General features: G+C 43.1%; 16 protein-coding genes and 1 pseudogene. 8 read left to right on the top strand and 9 right to left on the bottom strand.

The features are described from left to right. Window positions 1–100 precede the first annotated feature (100 nt). Window positions 101–1,374 (bottom strand): annotated as a pseudogene (locus LRS05_RS14655) (sorbosone dehydrogenase family protein). 186 nt (window positions 1,375–1,560) lie between these two features. Here LRS05_RS14655 and LRS05_RS14650 point away from each other — a divergent pair. The 5 genes from LRS05_RS14650 (at window position 1,561) to obgE (ending at window position 6,831) form a co-directional block, all read left to right on the top strand. Then, window positions 1,561–2,091, top strand: a complete 531-nt coding sequence (locus tag LRS05_RS14650; RefSeq protein ID WP_257868999.1) for a phosphoribosyltransferase — start codon at window positions 1,561–1,563, stop codon at window positions 2,089–2,091. Window positions 2,092–2,116: 25 nt separating this feature from the next. Next, window positions 2,117–2,692, top strand: a complete 576-nt coding sequence (locus LRS05_RS14645; RefSeq protein WP_257868998.1) for an adenylate kinase — start codon at window positions 2,117–2,119, stop codon at window positions 2,690–2,692. Window positions 2,693–2,703: 11 nt separating this feature from the next. After that, window positions 2,704–3,981, top strand: coding sequence for a hemolysin family protein (locus LRS05_RS14640; protein WP_257868997.1), 1,278 nt, complete (start codon window positions 2,704–2,706; stop codon window positions 3,979–3,981). Between the two features lie 195 nt (window positions 3,982–4,176). Next, window positions 4,177–5,595: a glycosyltransferase gene (locus tag LRS05_RS14635; protein WP_257868996.1), complete on the top strand. Its 1,419-nt coding sequence runs from the start codon at window positions 4,177–4,179 to the stop codon at window positions 5,593–5,595. Window positions 5,596–5,829: 234 nt separating this feature from the next. After that, window positions 5,830–6,831, top strand: coding sequence for a GTPase ObgE (gene obgE, locus LRS05_RS14630; RefSeq protein ID WP_257868995.1), 1,002 nt, complete (start codon window positions 5,830–5,832; stop codon window positions 6,829–6,831). 44 nt (window positions 6,832–6,875) lie between these two features. Here the strand turns inward: obgE and LRS05_RS14625 are convergent, their stop codons facing one another. The 6 genes from LRS05_RS14625 to LRS05_RS14600 form a co-directional block, all read right to left on the bottom strand. After that, window positions 6,876–7,520, bottom strand: a complete 645-nt coding sequence (locus LRS05_RS14625) for a hypothetical protein (RefSeq protein ID WP_257868994.1) — start codon at window positions 7,518–7,520, stop codon at window positions 6,876–6,878. 82 nt (window positions 7,521–7,602) lie between these two features. Continuing rightward, window positions 7,603–8,058, bottom strand: coding sequence for a peptidoglycan-binding protein LysM (gene lysM / locus LRS05_RS14620; RefSeq protein WP_257868993.1), 456 nt, complete (start codon window positions 8,056–8,058; stop codon window positions 7,603–7,605). A gap of 14 nt (window positions 8,059–8,072) precedes the next feature. Next, complete coding sequence (locus tag LRS05_RS14615; RefSeq protein ID WP_257868992.1) at window positions 8,073–8,381, bottom strand: hypothetical protein; 309 nt, start codon at window positions 8,379–8,381, stop codon at window positions 8,073–8,075. Between the two features lie 95 nt (window positions 8,382–8,476). Next, a complete protein-coding gene (locus tag LRS05_RS14610; RefSeq protein ID WP_257868991.1) occupies window positions 8,477–9,331 on the bottom strand; it encodes an SDR family oxidoreductase in 855 nt (284 codons plus the stop codon). Between the two features lie 24 nt (window positions 9,332–9,355). Beyond that, on the bottom strand, window positions 9,356–9,886 hold the full coding sequence (locus LRS05_RS14605; protein WP_257868990.1) for a DUF892 family protein: 531 nt from the start codon (window positions 9,884–9,886) through the stop codon (window positions 9,356–9,358). Continuing rightward, complete coding sequence (locus tag LRS05_RS14600; protein ID WP_257868989.1) at window positions 9,886–10,167, bottom strand: hypothetical protein; 282 nt, start codon at window positions 10,165–10,167, stop codon at window positions 9,886–9,888. The genes LRS05_RS14605 and LRS05_RS14600 overlap by 1 nt, the downstream gene beginning before the upstream one ends. Before the next feature lie 185 nt (window positions 10,168–10,352). On the opposite strand from LRS05_RS14600, the gene LRS05_RS14595 reads away from it, so the two are divergent. Next, window positions 10,353–10,883, top strand: a complete 531-nt coding sequence (locus LRS05_RS14595) for a hypothetical protein (RefSeq protein ID WP_257868988.1) — start codon at window positions 10,353–10,355, stop codon at window positions 10,881–10,883. Window positions 10,884–11,006: 123 nt separating this feature from the next. Further along, entirely contained in the window at window positions 11,007–11,882 is an 876-nt protein-coding gene (locus tag LRS05_RS14590) for a hypothetical protein (RefSeq protein WP_257868987.1), read from the top strand. Between the two features lie 52 nt (window positions 11,883–11,934). On the opposite strand, the gene LRS05_RS14585 is transcribed toward LRS05_RS14590, so the two are convergent. Beyond that, the gene (locus LRS05_RS14585) at window positions 11,935–15,588 is read right to left on the bottom strand and encodes a metallophosphoesterase (RefSeq protein ID WP_257868986.1); all 3,654 of its coding nucleotides are present in this window, start codon (window positions 15,586–15,588) and stop codon (window positions 11,935–11,937) included. 28 nt (window positions 15,589–15,616) lie between these two features. Between LRS05_RS14585 and LRS05_RS14580 the strand changes: the two genes are divergently transcribed. Then, window positions 15,617–16,801, top strand: a complete 1,185-nt coding sequence (locus LRS05_RS14580) for a Pycsar system effector family protein (RefSeq protein ID WP_257868985.1) — start codon at window positions 15,617–15,619, stop codon at window positions 16,799–16,801. On the opposite strand, the gene LRS05_RS14575 is transcribed toward LRS05_RS14580, so the two are convergent. Next, window positions 16,802–19,198 carry a GAF domain-containing protein gene (locus tag LRS05_RS14575; protein WP_257868984.1) on the bottom strand — a complete coding sequence of 799 codons (2,397 nt, stop codon included), beginning with the start codon at window positions 19,196–19,198 and terminating at the stop codon, window positions 16,802–16,804. Between the last annotated feature and the right edge of the window lie 3 nt (window positions 19,199–19,201).

Here is a 19,201-nt window from a genome sequence, read left to right as displayed (position 1 = left end):
GTTTTTGAAACCTTGCAGGTGCTGCGTAAAGAGGATTAAATGAGATTTCTCCTTCGTCGAAATGGAATATAATTCAAAATTCAAAATTTAAAATTCAGGATTATTTAGAATATGAAACCCTCCATATCGTGTTCCCATTGTCGTCATTTACCAGCAGCGAGCCGTCAGTCATCATAGTAACGTCAACAGGGCGCCCATATACTGTAGCTTTTTTTCATCCTGAATGAAGCCGGTTAAAAAGTCCTGCGGCGGGCCCGAAGGCTTACCGTTTTTAAACGGCACAAATAATACTTTATAACCCGTAAGCACAGAGCTGTTCCAAGAACCGTGCTGGCCTACAAACGCGCCATTTTTATATTGCGCCGGGAATTTATCTTTGGTGTAGAAAGCTATCCCAAGCGATGCTGTATGGTTCCCTACAGGCACATCAGGTACAATGGCTTTGGCTACCAGGTCTTTTGCTTTTCCCTTCAGGCGCGGGTCTTCAATCTGCCCGAAGTAAGAGTAAGGCCACCCGTAAAAGCCGCCCGGTTTTACGCTGGTAATATAGTCAGGCACCAGCCCGTCACCCAGCCCGTCACGCTCATTTACTGCCGTCCACAGCTCACCGTTTGCGGGGTTCCAATCCATCCCCACCGGGTTGCGCAGGCCGCTTGCATACAGTTTTTCACCGGTGCCGTCAGGATTCACTTCAAGTATTGCCGCACGGCGCACTTCTTTCTCAAGGCCATATTCGCCTACATTACTTGCCGAGCCAACCGAAATATAAATCTTAGAACCGTCAGCGCTGGCAATAAGGTTACGCGTCCAGTGGTTGTTATAGCCTCCCGCGGGGAGTTCTACAATTTTTTCTCCCTTGCCCTGAAGTTTGGTATCGCCCTCTTTATAAGGGTAGCGGTATAATCCGTCAGTGTTGGCAATGTAGAAATAGTTTTTCAGTATTAGTAATCCGTAGGGCTTATTAAGGTCTTCAGCAAAAATAATTTTGGTTTCGTAGGTGCCGTCTTTGTCATTATCGCGCAGCAGCCTCACCTGGTTACCACTGTTGCGTGTGCCGGATTCTGCTACAAAAATATCGCCGTTAGGGCCAATGTATGTATTGCGCGGGTTCTTCAGGTCTGTTGCAAATTTGGTTACCGTAAAACCTGCAGGAGCTTTAGGGCCCTGTCCTTCAGGCCAGTCTTTCATACTGTTTTGCTTCGTTACAGACTCAGTTGAGTATGGTGCCGGCAATGTAATGTCGCCAATAGCGGTTTTTACTATATCGCTGCCCTGGGCGCGCCCTTCTTTCTTTTCTTTTGGTGTGGCCTGCCCGTTGCAGGATGTAAGCGACGCAAAGGCCAGTACTGTCGCCATCAATGCAAGTGTCTTCATTATAAATCTTTTTAGTGGATGCTATTTTGAACGAATTTACTTATTTGCTAAATTTTTACCGAACTAACCCCCTGAATCTTAAACATACTTTAACATTCTTAAAATTGTCAGAAAATAAGAAGTGCAAATTATACTGCTGTACTGTAATTAGTATATTTGCAAATTATACCAAACCAAAAAATTAAAGTGATACAGCTTCACGATAAACAATTTGTGCCTTTTATCCCGGCAGAAGAAATTGAAACCGCAATAACACGTATGGTACGCCAGGCCGAAGATGACCATGTAGGCGAAGTTCCGGTTTTTATAGGAGTGCTCAACGGCGCTTTTATGGTAGTTTCAGACTTTATGAAACGCTATAGCGGGCCATGTGAAGTGAGCTTTGTTAAGCTGGCTTCTTATGAGGGCACAGAATCGACCCATGATGTAAAGCAGCTGATAGGGCTGGGGCAGAATCTTACAGGGCGCTCAGTAGTTATTATTGAAGATATTGTTGATACCGGCAATACCATCGTTGAGCTTAAAAAGATGTTTGAAGGGCAGGGCGTAAAGCAACTGAAGATAGCAACGCTTTTCTTTAAGCCGGAAGCCTACACTAAAGACATTAAGCTGGACTACATTGGCTTTGAAATCCCGAATAAATTTATTGTAGGCTACGGACTTGACTATGATGGGCTGGGCCGCAACATCCCTGAAATTTACCAACTACACGACTAACAACACAAACACTATAAACTTAAAGATGATCAATATCGTACTTTTCGGAAAGCCGGGTGCAGGCAAAGGCACACAGGCTGAATTTTTGAAAGAGAAATACAACCTTACACACATATCTACCGGAGATGTTTTCCGTTACAACCTTAAGAATAATACGCCGCTTGGGCAGGAAGCCAAAGGTTATATGGACAGGGGTGACCTTGTGCCGGATGAACTTACCATAAAAATGCTTCAGGATGAGGTAGAAAAGCATCCTGACACAAAAGGGTTTTTATTTGACGGTTTCCCGAGGACTACCGCCCAGGCCGATGCGCTTGATGCTTTCCTGAAAAGCAAAGGCTGGGAAGTTGCAGGCACGGTAGCGCTTGAGGCTGATGACAATATACTTGTGCAAAGGCTCCTGGAGCGCGGCAAAACTAGTGGCAGGCCTGATGACCAGGATGAAGAAAAGATACGCAACCGCTATGAGGAGTATAATGAAAAGACTGCCCCACTTATTGATTACTATAAGGCTCAGGGCAAGTTTCATGCGGTTGACGGCATAGGCGACATCTCTGAAATTACGAAGCGGCTTACAGCTGTTATCGACACGTTTAACTAATATCATCCTACTTGGAAATAGCCATAATTGTTTTCCTGATAATCCTTAACGGCGTATTCTCTATGAGCGAGATTGCGCTGATTTCGGCACGGAAGAACAGGCTGGAAACAGCCGCCAAAAAAGGCAATGCCAGCGCACAGACAGCGCTTGACCTTGCCAATTCACCCAACAAATTCTTGTCTACAGTACAAATAGGCATCACGCTTATCGGTATCTTAACCGGTATCTACTCCGGCGATAAGGTAACCGGAGATGTTGAGGCATGGATACTCACAATTGAGCCGCTTGCACCTTATGCACACAATATAGCTGTAGGTGTAGTAGTTGTAATACTTACCTTCTTTTCGCTTGTATTGGGCGAATTGCTGCCAAAGCGCATAGGATTAAATTATCCGGAGACGATCGCCAAAACGGTGGCGCTCCCAATGAAGTACATTTCTATCATCACGGCGCCATTCATATGGCTGCTTACCACATCTACAGAGTTTTTGCTGAAGATTTTCCGCATACGCCCCACGGCTGACGGGAAGGTTACGGAGGAAGAAATCAAGGCGATCATTAAGGAAGGTACCGAAGGTGGTGAAGTGCAGGAAATTGAGCACGACATCATGGAGCGCGTTTTCCATATCGGCGACAGGAAGGTAAATTCGCTGATGACACACCGCAAATCGGTTATCTATCTCTCAACCGAAGATAATAAAGAGAATATCCGCGGTATTATGCTTGAAGAATTGCACAGCGTGTACCCCGTTTGCGAAGGTAAGAACCTTGATGATGTTATTGGGGTGGTACTGCTGAAAGATATCTTCGCCAACTTTGAAAGGCCTGATTTTAAATTGCAGGATATTGTAAAAGAACCTGTGTATCTTATTGAGCACACATCAGCCTATAAGGCCCTTGAGATATTCAAAAAAACAAAGGTGCATTATGCACTTGTAACAGATGAGTACGGTGTTTTCCAGGGCATCATCACGCTGAATGACATATTGGAGGCGCTTGTAGGTGATGCATCAGATTTTTATGATGATGAGTTCCAGCTGGTGGCGCAGGAAAATGGTACCTGGATTGTAGACGGGCATTACCCCCTGCATGATTTTCTTACTTACTTTGACCTTGACGACCTTACCAATGATTATGAGGTAACAACAGTAAGCGGGCTTGTAATGACTGAGCTATCATATATTCCGAAAGAAGGTGAGAAACTGGCATGGAACTTATATGAACTGGAAGTACTGAAAATGGATGGTGTGAAAATTGACAAAGTTCTTGTACGATCAATAAAAGAATAAGCAAAACACATATACATATGAAGCCGGGAATATCCCCGGCTTTTTGTTTTAATAATGTGGATTTTTTATTGAATAATGTGGAATTCTACAACTATTAATCGAGTACTGTATTTGTAACATATTGATTTATTGCAAAATACACTTAAGGCATAGTGGTTGTAAATATGTGGTAAGGAAATTTTAAACCTTACACATATGGATACAGAAATTATTACAAGCCAACACCAACTTTTAGAAACATCTGATAATCTAAGTTCAGGAAACTTAATTTCACGCAGCTTCAATAAATTTAAGGGTATCGATACATCACGTGCCGTCATTCTTGCCGCTACAATAGCATTATTGCTTGGTGCAGCCTATATGGTTTATGAATTACAGCCTGAAATAGAAAAACTGCATTTTGAAAGGCTGAGTACCACCTGGGGTTTCTATTTTATAGTAATCACTACGGCGCTATTGGTATATAAACTGTTGTATTTTCTGTTTAATGTTGTACTGTATTTCAAGTATAAGTCTGTAAAATCTGTAACAGATGAATTGCTGCCTTCGGTAACGGTCATAGTGCCGGCTTATAATGAAGGGCGCCTGGTATATGATACGCTTGTAAGCCTGGTAGCCAGCAAATACCCTTCACAAAAATTGCAGCTGCTAGCCATAGATGATGGCAGTAAAGATGATACATGGGAGTGGATGCAAAAAGCAAAGGCAGATTTAGGTGATAGTATTTCCATCTTTAAACAGCCAAAAAATATGGGCAAAAGGCATGCGCTGTACCGTGGCTTTAAAATGGGTACAGGAGATGTTTTTGTAACGGTTGATAGTGACTCTGTAGTTAAGGAAGATACACTGCGCAACCTCGTTAGCCCGTTTGCAGTGAACCCTAAGTGCGGCGCAGTAGCTGGCAACGTGAGGGTGCTGAATAATAGTAATGCCATTATACCCAAAATGCTTAATGTAAGTTTTGTGCTTAGCTTTGAGTTTATGCGCTCTGCACAAAGTGCGCTTGGTTCAGTGCTGTGTACGCCGGGAGCGCTTTCTGCTTATCGCAGGGATGTTGTTTTCAATTGCCTTGAAGACTGGATTAACCAAACCTTTAACGGCCAGGCCAGCGATATTGGTGAAGACCGCGCCATGACAAATATGATTATGAAGCAGGGTTTCCATGTATTGTTCCAGCGTAATTCTTATGTGCTTACCAACGTGCCTGAAAGCTTTACAGGCCTGTATAAAATGTTTATACGCTGGGGCAGGAGCAATGTGCGCGAAAATCTTATGATGGGCAAGTTTGTCTTCAAAAAATTCAGGGAAGGCAGCTCAAGGTTCGGGACAAGATTAGTGTTTTTTGACCAGGCGCTCAATATGCTGCTAACCTATCCGTTTATGCTGCTAATGTTTGTGCTGGTATGCTTAAACCCTATAATTTTCCTGACTACAACGCTGTTCGGTATCCTGATATCCTCAAGCTTCAGTGTTTTCTTTTATGCCAAAAGGCACACATTAAAAGGATCCGGTTGGGCCTATGCCTACAGTTTGCTTTACACGTTTGCTTTATTCTGGATAATGCCCTACGCTATAGCAACGGTAAGCCGGGGCGGATGGCTGACACGCGGATAACGCAGTGGTCAGTAATCAGTCCTAGTCTCAGTTAGAAGCTTAAATGTGAACTTAAATAAAAGCTGTTGCAGAAATGCGGCAGCTTTTTGCTTTTATGATGCTACACTTTCCTTTCAGAAAAATAACGTACTTTTGCGGGTTCAAAAAAGGCACAAGCCATCAGGCATCAGCCAAAAGTTATGAGTTTGAGTAAGCAACCTGAAACTTTAAACTTGAAACCTTAAACTAAAAGCGATGACAGAAGGTAATTTTGTAGATTATGTAAAGATATATGTGTCTTCCGGTAAGGGAGGTAAGGGATCTACCCACCTGCACAGGGAAAAATTTATTGAAAAGGGTGGTCCGGATGGTGGTGACGGCGGCCGTGGCGGGCACGTATACCTTGTGGGTAACAAAGGGCTGTGGACACTTTTCCACCTGAAGTTTGCGCGCCATATAAAGGCAGGGCACGGCGGTGACGGAGGCTCAGCGCGAAGCACCGGAGCAGATGGTGAAGATAAGTACATTGAGGTTCCGTTAGGAACTGTAGTGCGCGATAAAGAAACGAATGAGATACTATTTGAAATAACCGAAGACGGCGAGAAGCAGATTATCGCCAAAGGCGGTAAGGGCGGACTGGGCAACTGGCATTTCCGCAGCTCTACCAACCAGACGCCGAGGTACTCTCAGCCGGGCATGCCGCCGGAAGAGAAGGACATAATCCTTGAACTGAAAGTACTGGCCGATGTTGGCCTTGTAGGCTTCCCGAATGCGGGTAAAAGCACACTGCTTAGCGTACTGACGTCTGCCAAACCAAAAATTGCAGACTATCCGTTTACTACACTAAAACCAAATCTTGGCATTGTGGCGTACAGGGATTTTCAATCATTTGTGATTGCAGATATACCGGGAATCATTGAAGGCGCCGCAGAAGGGAAGGGGCTTGGGCATTACTTCCTGCGCCATATAGAGCGTAACTCTACACTATTATTCCTTGTTCCGGCAGATGCCGAAGATATCAGGAAAGAGTATGAAATACTTTTAGATGAGCTTCGCCGCTACAACCCTGAAATGCTTGATAAAGACAGGCTGCTTGTTATCTCTAAAAGCGACATGCTGGACGATGAACTGAAAGCAGAAATGAAAAAACTGCTCGATAAGGAGCTAAAAGGTGTGCCGTATATGTTTATATCATCTGTAGCCCAACAAGGCCTTACAGAGCTTAAGGATAAGCTGTGGCAGATGCTGAATGTGTAGCCTGCAATATCTATATGAAATAAATGCTCCTTATCGGAGCATTTTTATTTTACAGGCATATTCAGCACTTCATCACCGCAATCAATAAAACCTTCATCAGCCAAAGGCTCTAGCCCAATTTCAATGCGGGCTTTGTTAGTTGCGTCTTTGGTCTGTATGCATGGCTTGCCAAATTGGGAACCGTAAAAAACCCTGCGTTGCTTTTTGTTCGGGCTGTTTATCCAGTAATATTTATCCAGCACAGCGGCAAAAAAATCCTTATCAATATTTCCTTTCTTTACTTCGTTGAAAAACAGGTCATAATTTTTCCTGTCTTTAACCAGCCTGTGCGGATTATGAAGTAAAACCGCCGGAACCGCTGCCTCAACACATTCATGGTTCATATTTCTTTCACCGAGTAAAACTTCGGTAGGGTAGCCATTTGCCCTTACAAATGCCACAACTTTATCAAAAGTAAGCGAATCAATTTTCGGCATTAATTCCCTTTTATTGAAATTTAGGCCCGTATCGCGTATTCCCTGGTCAAACCCGTAAATTTTACAAAGTTCAAATGCCAGGCTGTCCTGCCTGAAAGCCTCCTGCGCTTTAGCTGTTGGCGTTTGCCTTTCCTTTGAGATAATATTTTTATGGCTGCATCCAAAAGTTATAGATAAAATGATAAGCGTGATAATATAACCTTTAATTTTCATGTATTTTCCTTAGAAACACAAAGTTACTAAAAGATGGCAGGGGAGTTCATAAAAAACGCCTCAAATTGAGGCGTTTCAACTCTTATGCTTGCGCCGGTATGCGCAGCACCTGCCCGGGATAAATCTTGTCAGGGTCAGAGAGCATCGGCTTGTTGGCTTCAAAGATGATGTTGTATTTCTGTACATCGCCATAATATTTACCGGCAATTTTAGATAGCGAATCTCCACTCACAACTGTATGGTATTGTGACGGCGGCGCTGAAACCGTTACACGCATTTTATTCTCAACAGACGCTACTCCGCCTACATTCCCTACGGCGAGTGCAATTTTTTCGGCATCAGCCTGGTCATCAACCTCACCTTCAAGAACTACGTTTTGGCCTTTTGTGCTCAGCCTGATGTTCTTATACTTCAGCCCGAGCTTCTTTACAAAATTAAGCAGTTCGCTCGCTTTTAAATTTTCTGCATCGGGCGCAGCCTGGCTAATGCTGCCCCATAATGATGCCCCAGCATCTTTATTAAATGTCAGTGTACTCATATTTTATTTAGATTTTAAATGTATCCCCTTTCGTCAGGCTGGTTATCAGTACGGGTTATGTTGCGGCCTTCACGCACCGGGCTTTCCTGCTTGTTTACTATATGGTTTTCCCTTTCAGCATCAAGGTCAACATTTTCATCGCGCTCTACCGGTTTGGGGAAGGTAGCCAGCTCGTCAGGGTTAATCACTGCCGGGTCATCTTCCGGCAGCGGCCCGTCAGGGTGGTGTTTCTTATCCTGGTTAAGGCTTGTGTTATTATTCGGGTTCATATCGTTGCTGCGGCTGTCTTCGCCTGCAAACTCGTTTCTTTCGTTTGTATTCATGGCTATTGATTTAAAATTTATGATTTCAGATTTATGCTGGGAATTTGCTGTTTAAATTTCTATTCGTAATTCATAATTTAAAATTCGTAATTAATCTATCCTCCTACCACTTCACCGCCGTTGACATGGATTATCTGTCCTGTGATGTATGACGCATCTTCACTGGCAAGGAAAACATAGGTCGGCCCCAGTTCTGATGGCTGCCCGGCGCGTTTCAGCGGCACATCCTGTCCGAACTTTGCAACTTCATCAGCAGTAAAGGTTGCCGGGATAAGCGGCGTCCATATAGGCCCCGCCGCAACGCCGTTTACCCGTATGCCTTTCTCTGCCAGCATTGCCGATGTTGACCTTGTAAATGACACTATAGCCCCTTTAGTGCTGCTGTAGTCAATAAGGTGTTCGCTGCCACGGTACGCCGTTACAGAAGTTGTATTGATAATGCAGTCGCCTTTTTCCAAGTGCTTCATTGCCTCACGTGTTACATAAAAGAAGGATATGATATTTGTTTCAAACGTTTCGCGTACCTGGCTGCCGGTAATATCCTTAAACTCAGTTTTAGGGAATTGCACCGCCGCATTGTTTACCAAAATGTTTAGCCCGCCAAGCTCATCAACGGCCTGCTGCACAGCTTTTTTACAGAAGTCCTCATTTTTCAGGTCGCCTTTTATTAATACGCATTTTGTACCTTCGGCTTCAATCATGGCTTTAGTTTCATTCGCATCTTTATCTTCATCATAGTAAATTATCGCCACATCAGCGCCTTCACGTGCAAAATGAACCGCAGCGCTTCGGCCAATGCCGCTATCACCACCTGATATGAGCGCTCTTTTGCCTTTCAGCTTATCACTGCCTTTATAATTTTCACGGATTACTTCCGGCTCCGGATTCATTTTATGTTCGTCACCCGGCTGGCTTTGTTCCTGTGGCGGAAACTGGCTTGGCTTTTCCATAAGGTTTTGCTTATTAAATATTTCTTAAATTTCTTTATCAGCCGCTTCTATGTTGATGTGTGCTTCCGCAATGTTTGAAAGTTCGAGGTCAACATCTTTTTCTTCTTCAAGAGTTTCTTCAAGCAATGTCACGGCTTCTTCCTCCCTCAATGCAATTGCATAAGCCCGCATTGTTCCGTAACAGGCTATCTCATAATGTTTTATCTTCTGCAATACAGCAATAATGCCCGCATCGCGCACTACGCCGCGTTTGGTGTTGTCAATCAGTTCGTTGCATTCTGTCAAAAGGCATTCAACGGCCTTATATCTTAGCTCTTCTACCGGAATGCCGGCAATGCCGAATATCTTTTCAAGCCTTGCAACATGCCATATCGTTTCCTGCCGGTGAGCATTAAGTACTTCAACAATGTCTTTAGATGATGTCTCCTCAGCAACATTGGCAATCGAGTGTATCATAGCCTGTTCAGCCCAATACAGTTCTTTAAGCTGCTTTTCAAAAAGCGCCCTCAGTTCCCTTGCCTCGCCGCTTTGGCTTTTCACAACATTAATAAGCATTATTGTTTTGCCGGTTTTGTGCCCATATCACCATCGCCGTCAATTGTATCAGTTGGCGCTCCTGTTTCCAGGCCATTACCTTCTTTATTGTCGTTGCGGCTTTCAGGGAACTGGTTGTCACGGTTTTCGTGTTCAACACCTTGCTGCGTATCATCATAAACATCGCCGGCCTGCGCTTCCTGCTGCTCTTCGGCTTTCTCTTTCTTATTAGTACAGGCAATTGAAAATGACGCAAGTATGGCGCTTAACATTATAGTTTTAAATAAATAAGTCGATTTCATTGGTTTCTGATTTTATTTATAAAGTTACAATTGCACTTACTGAGCGCATATACAATTAACCAATGATTAACAGGATGATAATGCACTTTATCGGAACTATTATGCATTTTAACGTTTTTACTATAGTGTAATAATATTTATTTATAATGAGAGTATATGTTTGCACCATAATTACAAAACAAAAAATGAAAAGATTAATACTACTCCCGGTTCTTGCGCTACTTTTTGCATCATGCTCAACAGATGATATTTCTTCTGATGTACAGGAGGCACAATTGATATCGAATTCAGAATCTGCGAAGGGTACAACTCTTCCGGGCATAATTCCCGGAAATGAATTTCCTGTTACCCAGGGTGGCTGTTTTACAACTAATCCTGAAGGCCAGGTATCATTAAACTTTCCTAATGGCCTTGGCGGATTGCCTGATATTACTTTTAAAGCAATTGTATCAGGTGCAGGAAGCTCTTATTACAATGTTAGGATGGAGGTTGAAACGCTTGTTGATTGTGAAGACCTTGATTTGGGTACAGGTGATGTAAATCTTTTTTCTGTTGGCAACCTTACTAACCTTGATCAAAATCCACCTGTGATTACTCTTAAGCCTTATGATTTGCCTGCGGATTGCTATCGTTGGAGGTTTGTTATTGAAAGAAAGGTAGCCAGCAGGTTCCAGTGCATTTCATACACGCAGTGGTATGATGCGCCTTTGTACTAAAATTTAGTTTTCTTCTGTATAGACAAAGCCATCGCATTGCGGTGGCTTTTTTATTTGGTAAAGTTTTATAAACATTAAAGAAGATGGCCTGAATACTTTGTATTTTTACAAAAAACAGAACGTATGAGGTATATATTGGTTTTAAGCTCATTTATGCTTGCTTGTTGCGTAAACTCAGCTGATATATTACAAGAAGTTTGTGAATTGAACGCAAAAGAGGTTTCAGGTATAGAAATGATACACGGATCGCCGTACGTATGGGCTATTGAAGACCATGGCAACGCTAATAAAGTGTATGCATTTGATGAAAGCGGAAAAACTGTACAGGAAATTGAGCTTTCCGGTATTAAGAATAATGACTGGGAAGATATTGCCTCTGATAATTCAGGAAACCTGTATATCGGCGATTTTGGTAATAATGATAATGACCGGAAAGACCTCGTCATTTATAAGATTGACAAAGCATTACTTGATTCTTCGTCAGTAAGCGTTAGTCGTGTAACACGTTTTCATTATCCGGAGCAGAAAGAGTTCCCGCCAAAAAAATCAGGCCGCATTTTTGATGTTGAAGCGTTTTATGAATATAACGGCAATTTTTATCTCTTTACAAAAAACCGCAGTTCAAGGTTTGACGGCAGCCTCAATGTTTACAAAGTGCCAAACAAAGCAGGTGATTTCACTGCGCAAAAAATTGGCTCACTAAAAACGTGCAGCCAGTATAAGAAATGTGCTGTTACAGGTGCCGACATAAGCGCTGATGGTAAAACCGTTGTGCTTATCGCGTCTGACAGGCTATGGCTGCTTACAGGCTTTACCGAAAATGACTTCAGCACTACAAAGATGGAAATGTTTGAACTTGGCCACTATTCACAAAAAGAGGGTATCTGCTTTAAGAATGAAGATACTTTACTTATTGCTGATGAAAAGGATGACAACACAGGTGGGAAGCTTTACAGCGTATCAATATCGGCATTAAAAGGCGAAGCCAAAGCCAAATGATACCCTGCCGCCATCGTCTCCGTAAAACCATTGCAGCTTAGCTGTTACGGCATCAACACCATTTATCCAGGCACCCCCCGCCAACAGAGTTGTGCCATTTTTTTGATGTATCATCATCAAGCCATACGCGGCCATAATCAAACCCGCCTAAAATACCGTATTTAACCGGCACAAAACTGTTTTTCCAGTTGCCTATGGTAAAACGTATGTCGCTGGTATGATATGCGGCGTAACGGCCTGTAAATCGCTCACGGCGATAGCTGCGCAGGTCATTCTCTCCGCCCAGAACAGCGCCTTGGTAGAACTCAAAATTATTATTGAAGACGGCTGTACCTTTTGCATAGGTTAAAAATACAAGCCTGTCATTAGTCACAAGCCTATGGATGAAACCAATACCACCATCAATATGCGGAAAATTCCGTTCAATTTCGTCTAGGCTGGTTTTCCATCCAGCGTTTAAATAAAATGACATACCCAGCGCCGGCAGTGATTTATTGTCGTAATTGGCAAAGCTGTATTTAGCATTTACCCCTGCAAACTGCCTGTGCTCAAACAGGTATTGCGGTACGGCATCCGGCTGGTCTGTAAACCGGCCTGAAGTACCATCAATTTCAATAGTTTCTAAAGCTGCCTGCAGCTGTATGAAACTGCCGTTTCTGCTTTCCCTGAAAATTGATGGCGCCACCCGGAATGTCTGGAGCTTTACACGGTTATAGTTCATGCCCAGCTTATCATCATTATTAACCGTTTCATTGCCTAACCCGAAATAATTTATTGCAAAATTTGGGCTGGTATACAGTGCATCTACAGCAAAATTCCAGCGGCTCACTACATTCATGAAGGTTCCGCGATAGGCAAATTCAAACCCGCTTGTTGCAAAGATGTAATGAGCTTTTAATGAATGCTTTTGTGAATAAGGCCGCCGGTTGAAGTTGTTCACCGTATAGTTCATGACACCGCCCAGTTTCACACCATCATCTGGGTTATAGCCGGCTGACGGGTATCCTGCCAGTACATTGTAAGCGGGTTTTTCATAGTTATACGTGTTGGTCTCGTAATCATCCGTAAGTAACAGCCTTGCATCCTGTGCCTGGTCATATACATTGTTTTTGCTTTTAAAGTCATAAATGCGCACTTTTTTGCCATCTTCAACAATGTATGTGTCTTTGTTAAGCCCTCCTATCAGCCTTATTGTAATTGGTTTTTGAGCCTTGCCTTTCACTTCAAAAATATCATCATCATCAAGCCCGTACAGCCATATTTCTTTAGTCTCGGCAATGTTGTACTGCTTTTGGTGAATCAGCTCTTCCTTGCCATCTTTCAGGCTGTATATGGCCACATCTGTAAGTCCGTTACCACTTCGTGTTATTTCAAATCTCTCAACTTTATCAGTACCTGCAAGCAATACGGTTTTTGCAAGTACCTTGTAATATTCTGATGCGAACTCACGAAGATGGCCGCGCCTTACTTTCAGTATGTTCTTTATTTCAGTTGCGGTGCTGTCCTGTACTTCTTTAGGCAGTTTATTGAAAGCAGCATCAATTTCACTGTCTGTTAGGCCATTTGCAATAGCATCTGCCTGCACAAGCCAGTCTTTTTCAGATGCTTTTGTTACAAGTGCCAGATCAAGCTGGTATACCTCACGGTTAAACCATTTTACATTGCGCAGGTCTTTCTTATAGGTTTTCATGTGGCGCAACGCCGGTATATTCATGATGATCGAGATAAGCGCACCGTCATATTTCGGGAATATCTGGTCGCGGTCGCGCGGTATAGGCCTGTACACCACTTTCCCATCTTTGTCATATCTTGCCCAGCGCCACTGGTCCTGGTGGCGGTCCCAGTCGCCAATAAGCATATCAAACATACGTGCTTTGATATAGCTCTCTTCATCGATGCTGTATTTCGGGCTTTTCCTCAGGTTTTTCAAAACATCATCTGTGCCTTCAATAGCATCGGGCTTGCCGAAAAATGCCGCTTCTTTATGCTCATCAGCCGGGTGTTCTTCAACCATATACATTTCATCTCCGTACACTTCGTTGTGCCTCTCCAGCGCATTATGTTTAGGGATGTAATACAGTTCTGGGTTAGTATGGTAGATACCAACGCTTTCGGCCAGTTCGCCAGCCACAAAAGGCATATATGGATGTACTGTAGTATAAAAGTCAAGCAGGAAACGTTCGGCAAAGGTGCCTTCAAAAGTGTCGCCCATGTAGCGGTCTTCAAACACTGCCGCCTGCAGAAAGCGTGTGGCGCTTTTGTGCATGCTGCGCATTTTATATTCTTTACCCTTTTTATCTGCAAGCCTTAGCGACAGCGACTGGTGCCCGCCACCGGCACGTTCAGGTTTCAGCCCTCCGTACAGGCTGCCAAGCGTTGCTGTTTTAGCTTCAACCGGCAGGCTGTAATAATAGCGGTAATGCTCGCCGAAAAGGAAACGGTAAAACCCGCCTTTTTTGGTCATTTCAGGCGTGTATATTGATGAAGTAACCGTTTTCGGGAAGGTGTCAGGATAATCTTTTAAAGGCGTATCAGGCTGCAGATTTGTTATCTTTTTAGTAAAAAGGAGCTTTTCGCCTGCCGGACCGTCGTCAAGGCCGTAGTACCAAACGCGTGCTGTGCCATCGTTATAAATATCAAGCATAGCATATCCCGTGGTACCATAGGTAAAATCAAGTGGGTTTACCTGCTTTACGGCTTCCGACTTCGTCCCTGCACCGCTTATGATCTGGTGGATATTATCTTTGTAAATATATTGCAGGTTATGGTCGTGGCCCGACACTACAATTACATTGTCCCTGTTTTGAATAAGCGCCCTTACACGCCGGCTTAGCTCACCATATACACGGCTTTGTATATCTTGTGTGCTGTAGCCTGAAGCTTTACGCGCCAGGTTTATCATGGTGCCTAAAACAGGCATCGGGATCTTTTGCCTCAGCGGGAAGAACTGCTTTTCAAATGAAAAATGCCCGCCATGCGTACCGTTGGTAAAAACCGGGTGGTGTATGGCAAGTATTACGGTTTTGTCCTGGTTTTTGTTTAGTTGGTCTTCAAGCTCTGTAAAAAACGCTTCACGGGTTTTTATGTTGCAGTCATCATTTATAGTAGGGTATTTGTCCCAGTCTTCAATATACCACTGGCTATCAACGGCTATAAGTGTAACTTTGTCATTAACTTCCTTATCTTTAATAGCGCAGCCTTTCCCGGGTAGGAATGCTTTCTCAATATGGCTTTCAATAAATTTTTCCTGTTCCAGAAGCCCTTCAAAACCATGGTACCAGTCGTGGTTACCGGGTATGAAATAGGTTCTACCCTTGCCTTTTTTGGCAACGTCTATCTGGTCTTTAAGCGTCTGCTCGCTATCTATTCGTTCTTTCGAATCTTTCTTCAGCGGCATTCCTTCCGGGTAAATATTATCGCCAAGGAAAAGCATCGTGGTGTTTTTGTCGCTTCGGGCAAGTTTTCGCTCAACCAGTGACAAGAGTTTTTTAGTATGTGGCGCTGTGGTATACCCTGCATCACCCACAAGGATAAACCGATGTTCCGGTTTTTGCTGAACAGCACTGTCAATTGCTGCTTTCAGGTCTATATCTTTACCGTATTGTGGTTTTTTTGTAGCGCATGATGCCATGAGCAAGCCTGTTGCGGCAAACATTAAAATCTTAATATTTACCTTAAAATTTTTACTGGCCGGTAAGAAATTCATAATTTGGTAGAGTTAATATCATACACTCATGGATTTTGTTCAGAAAGCTGAAAATTACATCTTCGCGCTACTCAAAGATAAGCTATCTCCCGATTATATATACCACAACTTTAACCATACTTTAAGAGTAGTAAACAATGTACGTTTAATTGCTACAGAAGAAGGGACTGATGATGCTGATACAGAGCTTCTTATTCTTGCAGCGTGGTTTCATGATGCCGGGTATATTGCCGGTCCAGAAAACCATGAAGAACGCAGCGCTGCAATGGCTGAAAGCTTTTTGAAGGACGCCGGTTTTGATGCTGAACGGACCAAAATCGTTTCAGATTTAATCAAGGTTACAAAACTTGAAGCTGAACCGGAGACCCATCTTGAACAAATTATCCGAGATGCTGACTGTGCGCATTTTGCTGATAAGAATTTTGAGGCTTTGTCTGAACTTTTGCGTGAGGAGTGGCGGCTTACGCAGGGTAAGCAAGTCACAGATCTGGAATGGGCTCTCGGCAACCGAAAAATGCTGATGCAGGAACACAGGTTTTATACAAACTATGGCAAAACCACCCTGCAGGAGCAAAAGGAGCAGAACATCGCGGCGCTTCAGGTTAACATCAAAAAATGCGAAGAGGGGAACAAAAAGATATCAAAAGACAAGCTCAATAAAAAGAAGCTCGAGAAACTGGAAGGGCCCGACAGGGGTATTGACACTATGTTTCGCGTAACATTGAATAATCATACCCGGCTAAGTGAAATTGCTGATAGTAAAGCGAATATACTGCTTTCGGTATGTTCTATCATTATATCTATTGCCCTGACAACGCTCATCCCAAAACTGGATAGTCCGGCTAATGCCCATCTTGTAACGCCAACGCTTACGCTTATTGTTTTTTGTATGGTAAGCATAGTGTTTGCAATACTTTCAACCAGCCCGAAAGTTACCACAGGGACATTTACGCGAGAAGATATCGAGGCAAAAAAGGTTAACCTGCTTTTCTTTGGTAATTTCTATAAGATGCCGCTTGATGAATATGAATGGGCAGTAAACCAAATGATGAAAGACAAAGGCTACCTCTACGATTCCATGATAAAGGACCTGTATTTTCTTGGCCTGGTACTCAACCGCAAATACAAGCTGCTGCGTATTACCTACACCGTGTTTATGATTGGCATCATAGTTTCGGTTGGCGCATTTATCTATGCTTTTAAAATGGTGTAATTATTTGTGAGCGAGTTCTTTCAACAGGTCGTCATAGCTGTAAGTGCTCTTATTTTGCTCTTCGCCATAAACAACGCTTACACGCAGGGCTTTGAGCCCGGTAACACCCTGTAAGTCTTCCACATCAAAGGCCTCAACAATATTGCCCAGCATATTTTTATGCTGAAGGAACTGTATGTAACGCCTGTATTCGTCTTCTTCTGCTTTTTGCGAATATACAATGGTGATCTTGCCGGCTGCGGTTATACGCTCGCTGGTGCCTTTTATATGCGATTTATCAATACGTTTCTTAACTACCTCGTATCTTGCATTGTAAGTGCCGTCAACATCAAAACGCTTTTCATCCATACGGAAACGTATTGAAATCGGCGTGGCAAATACCAGTATCAGCGAGGTTACATCAAGGTCATAAGGTAGTGATGGGCGTATTTTGTAATACTCATTTTCCATCTCGCACATGGCCTGCAATTGCCATAGCCTCAGGTTATTAAGGTAGATAGGGTTATAGCTTTGCCGCGGCGCTATTGATGGCCCAATGTACAGGTTGTGCTCAACGCCATCGGTTTTGAAACGTTCATAATAGTGCGGAAAGAACGACTGTGCTTCTTCCTGTTTTTTATCAAGTATGGCAGCCATCCGTTTGTTGATGATGCTCAGCGCGTTGTCAAAGTCTTTACGGCTTTTGTACACCATCTTCACTTTTTGGTCAAGTGAGGCAAAGTATTCAGAGATTTTATCGTGGATAGCGGTGTCTGCCGAGTCAAAATGCTTCAGCACCGGGTGCACTTCCTTACGTATGTAGTTCTGTATAATGCTCTCGGTATCAGCCTGTAAATCTTCATGAATTTTCAGTTCCAGCTTTTCAAGCTCATAAATGTGCTGCTCAATTAATGGCAGCTTTTCCTTCTTGAAAATATAGCGGAATAATGACAACAGCTTTTCTATCTGCAGGATAAAATCCTTCTCGATAGATTCATTTCGTGCTGTGCTTGAGCCTTTTATGTCTATCTGCCCGTAAAGCGGATATACCTCACGGAATACTATTTCTTTATATGCCATGTCCCTGTGGCTCTTGCTGTTGATGTGCAGAAGCGCCTCTTCGCGAAATTTCCAGTAAACGCTTTGGTGTATGGCGGTATATTCATTCTGGATGATGGCATCAATTTCGTTCTGCAACTCACTGTAATAGCGCTCAATGGTATCTGTAAGGAAGGGTAGTATATACGATAACTTATTGGCATTAATGCTGTTAAGTTCTTTAGGGCGTGACGATACCAACTCTATAAGGCCCATTAGCTTGTTGTTTTTTACAATTGGCGCAAGTATGCAGCTCTTAATGTCCTGTGCCAGTAAATGGCGTGCGAGTGCATCATTCTCAGGGTTTTTGAGTATGTAAGACTCAACATCGCTGATGATAAAGTACTTTTTCTCATTGAATAACGCCTTCAGGGAATTGTCACAAAACATTTGTGAGCAGCTAACTTCTTTATCTTCAGGCAGTATATGGCTGGTTATATCCTCAAATGGCGCAACCCTGAACTGGCTGTCTTCGCTGTTTATCTCCGTAAACCCAATTTTCAGGTCAGGAATCTTATAGAATGAGCGGAAAATCGATTCAAGGTTACTCTTCGTAATCTCGTTAAAGTCTTCAGTCTGAAGCAGATTGCTCTTAAGATTAGAGATGGCGCTTTCGTTAGTGGCATCAAACAATGTAACTATACCGAAACCTTTTGATATCCAGCTGTTTTCAGGAAATTTTTCTTTCCAAAGCTCCAGGTTATCGTAATTGTCCATCAGCAGGTTCACATCACTTTCAGTAATGGTTACAGCTTTGTCAGTAGGTATAACCTCCATAAAGTCAGCATTGTACAGAATCCTGTAATGGCGCATAATACCATTGCCGTCGGGTATGTCATAAAACAGCGGTTTGCTGAAATCAAAGTGATAGCCGTAGTAATTGTTCAGGATCATGCAGCAGCAAAAAACATAAAATTGATGCTCATCAAAATTCCTGATTTTTATGCCGAAATCTTCACCGGCGTCGCGCACAATGCTTTTAAAACGCTCGGTGTAATTAAAGGTTATGTTGAAGAAAGGTATCGCCGCAGCCTTAATTTCATTTTTTGTAAGTGCAGTCGGGAAAAGGTCGGCTAAAAGGTTGCGTATCAGCTTCTCATGTTTCTCAACAACGGCCAGATCGGTAATTCCGTCACGCAGTTCCGGGTAAGGGGCAGCATGGTCAAGCAGCGCCTGTGCATAATTGGCGCGGTAATCTACATCACTTTGTGCTATATCTTCCAGAGCGTCAAGTACTTTGTGGAATGAAATCTTTGCGATAAGCGGCGCCGGCATGTTTTTCTCCTCGTCATTCATCATCAATTGCTTTTGGTATTTCAAAGG

Origin of the sequence: Flavobacterium sp. J372 (assembly GCF_024699965.1) — a bacterium.
Lineage (GTDB): Bacteria > Bacteroidota > Bacteroidia > Flavobacteriales > Flavobacteriaceae > Flavobacterium.
Note: the sequence above shows the minus strand (reverse complement) of the source record. Positions and strands in the feature narration are given on the sequence as shown.

What these genes read in the sequence shown, in the direction of transcription:
- LRS05_RS14645 (WP_257868998.1), top strand. Translation starts at nt 2,117, where the DNA reads ATGATCAATATCGTACTTTTCGGAAAGCCGGGTGCAGGCAAAGGCACA.
- LRS05_RS14635 (WP_257868996.1), top strand. Translation starts at nt 4,177, where the DNA reads ATGGATACAGAAATTATTACAAGCCAACACCAACTTTTAGAAACATCT.
- obgE (WP_257868995.1), top strand. Translation starts at nt 5,830, where the DNA reads ATGACAGAAGGTAATTTTGTAGATTATGTAAAGATATATGTGTCTTCC.
- LRS05_RS14625 (WP_257868994.1), bottom strand. Translation starts at nt 7,520, where the DNA reads ATGAAAATTAAAGGTTATATTATCACGCTTATCATTTTATCTATAACT.
- lysM (WP_257868993.1), bottom strand. Translation starts at nt 8,058, where the DNA reads ATGAGTACACTGACATTTAATAAAGATGCTGGGGCATCATTATGGGGC.
- LRS05_RS14615 (WP_257868992.1), bottom strand. Translation starts at nt 8,381, where the DNA reads ATGAATACAAACGAAAGAAACGAGTTTGCAGGCGAAGACAGCCGCAGC.
- LRS05_RS14610 (WP_257868991.1), bottom strand. Translation starts at nt 9,331, where the DNA reads ATGGAAAAGCCAAGCCAGTTTCCGCCACAGGAACAAAGCCAGCCGGGT.
- LRS05_RS14605 (WP_257868990.1), bottom strand. Translation starts at nt 9,886, where the DNA reads ATGCTTATTAATGTTGTGAAAAGCCAAAGCGGCGAGGCAAGGGAACTG.
- LRS05_RS14600 (WP_257868989.1), bottom strand. Translation starts at nt 10,167, where the DNA reads ATGAAATCGACTTATTTATTTAAAACTATAATGTTAAGCGCCATACTT.
- LRS05_RS14595 (WP_257868988.1), top strand. Translation starts at nt 10,353, where the DNA reads ATGAAAAGATTAATACTACTCCCGGTTCTTGCGCTACTTTTTGCATCA.
- LRS05_RS14590 (WP_257868987.1), top strand. Translation starts at nt 11,007, where the DNA reads ATGAGGTATATATTGGTTTTAAGCTCATTTATGCTTGCTTGTTGCGTA.
- LRS05_RS14585 (WP_257868986.1), bottom strand. Translation starts at nt 15,588, where the DNA reads ATGAATTTCTTACCGGCCAGTAAAAATTTTAAGGTAAATATTAAGATT.
- LRS05_RS14580 (WP_257868985.1), top strand. Translation starts at nt 15,617, where the DNA reads ATGGATTTTGTTCAGAAAGCTGAAAATTACATCTTCGCGCTACTCAAA.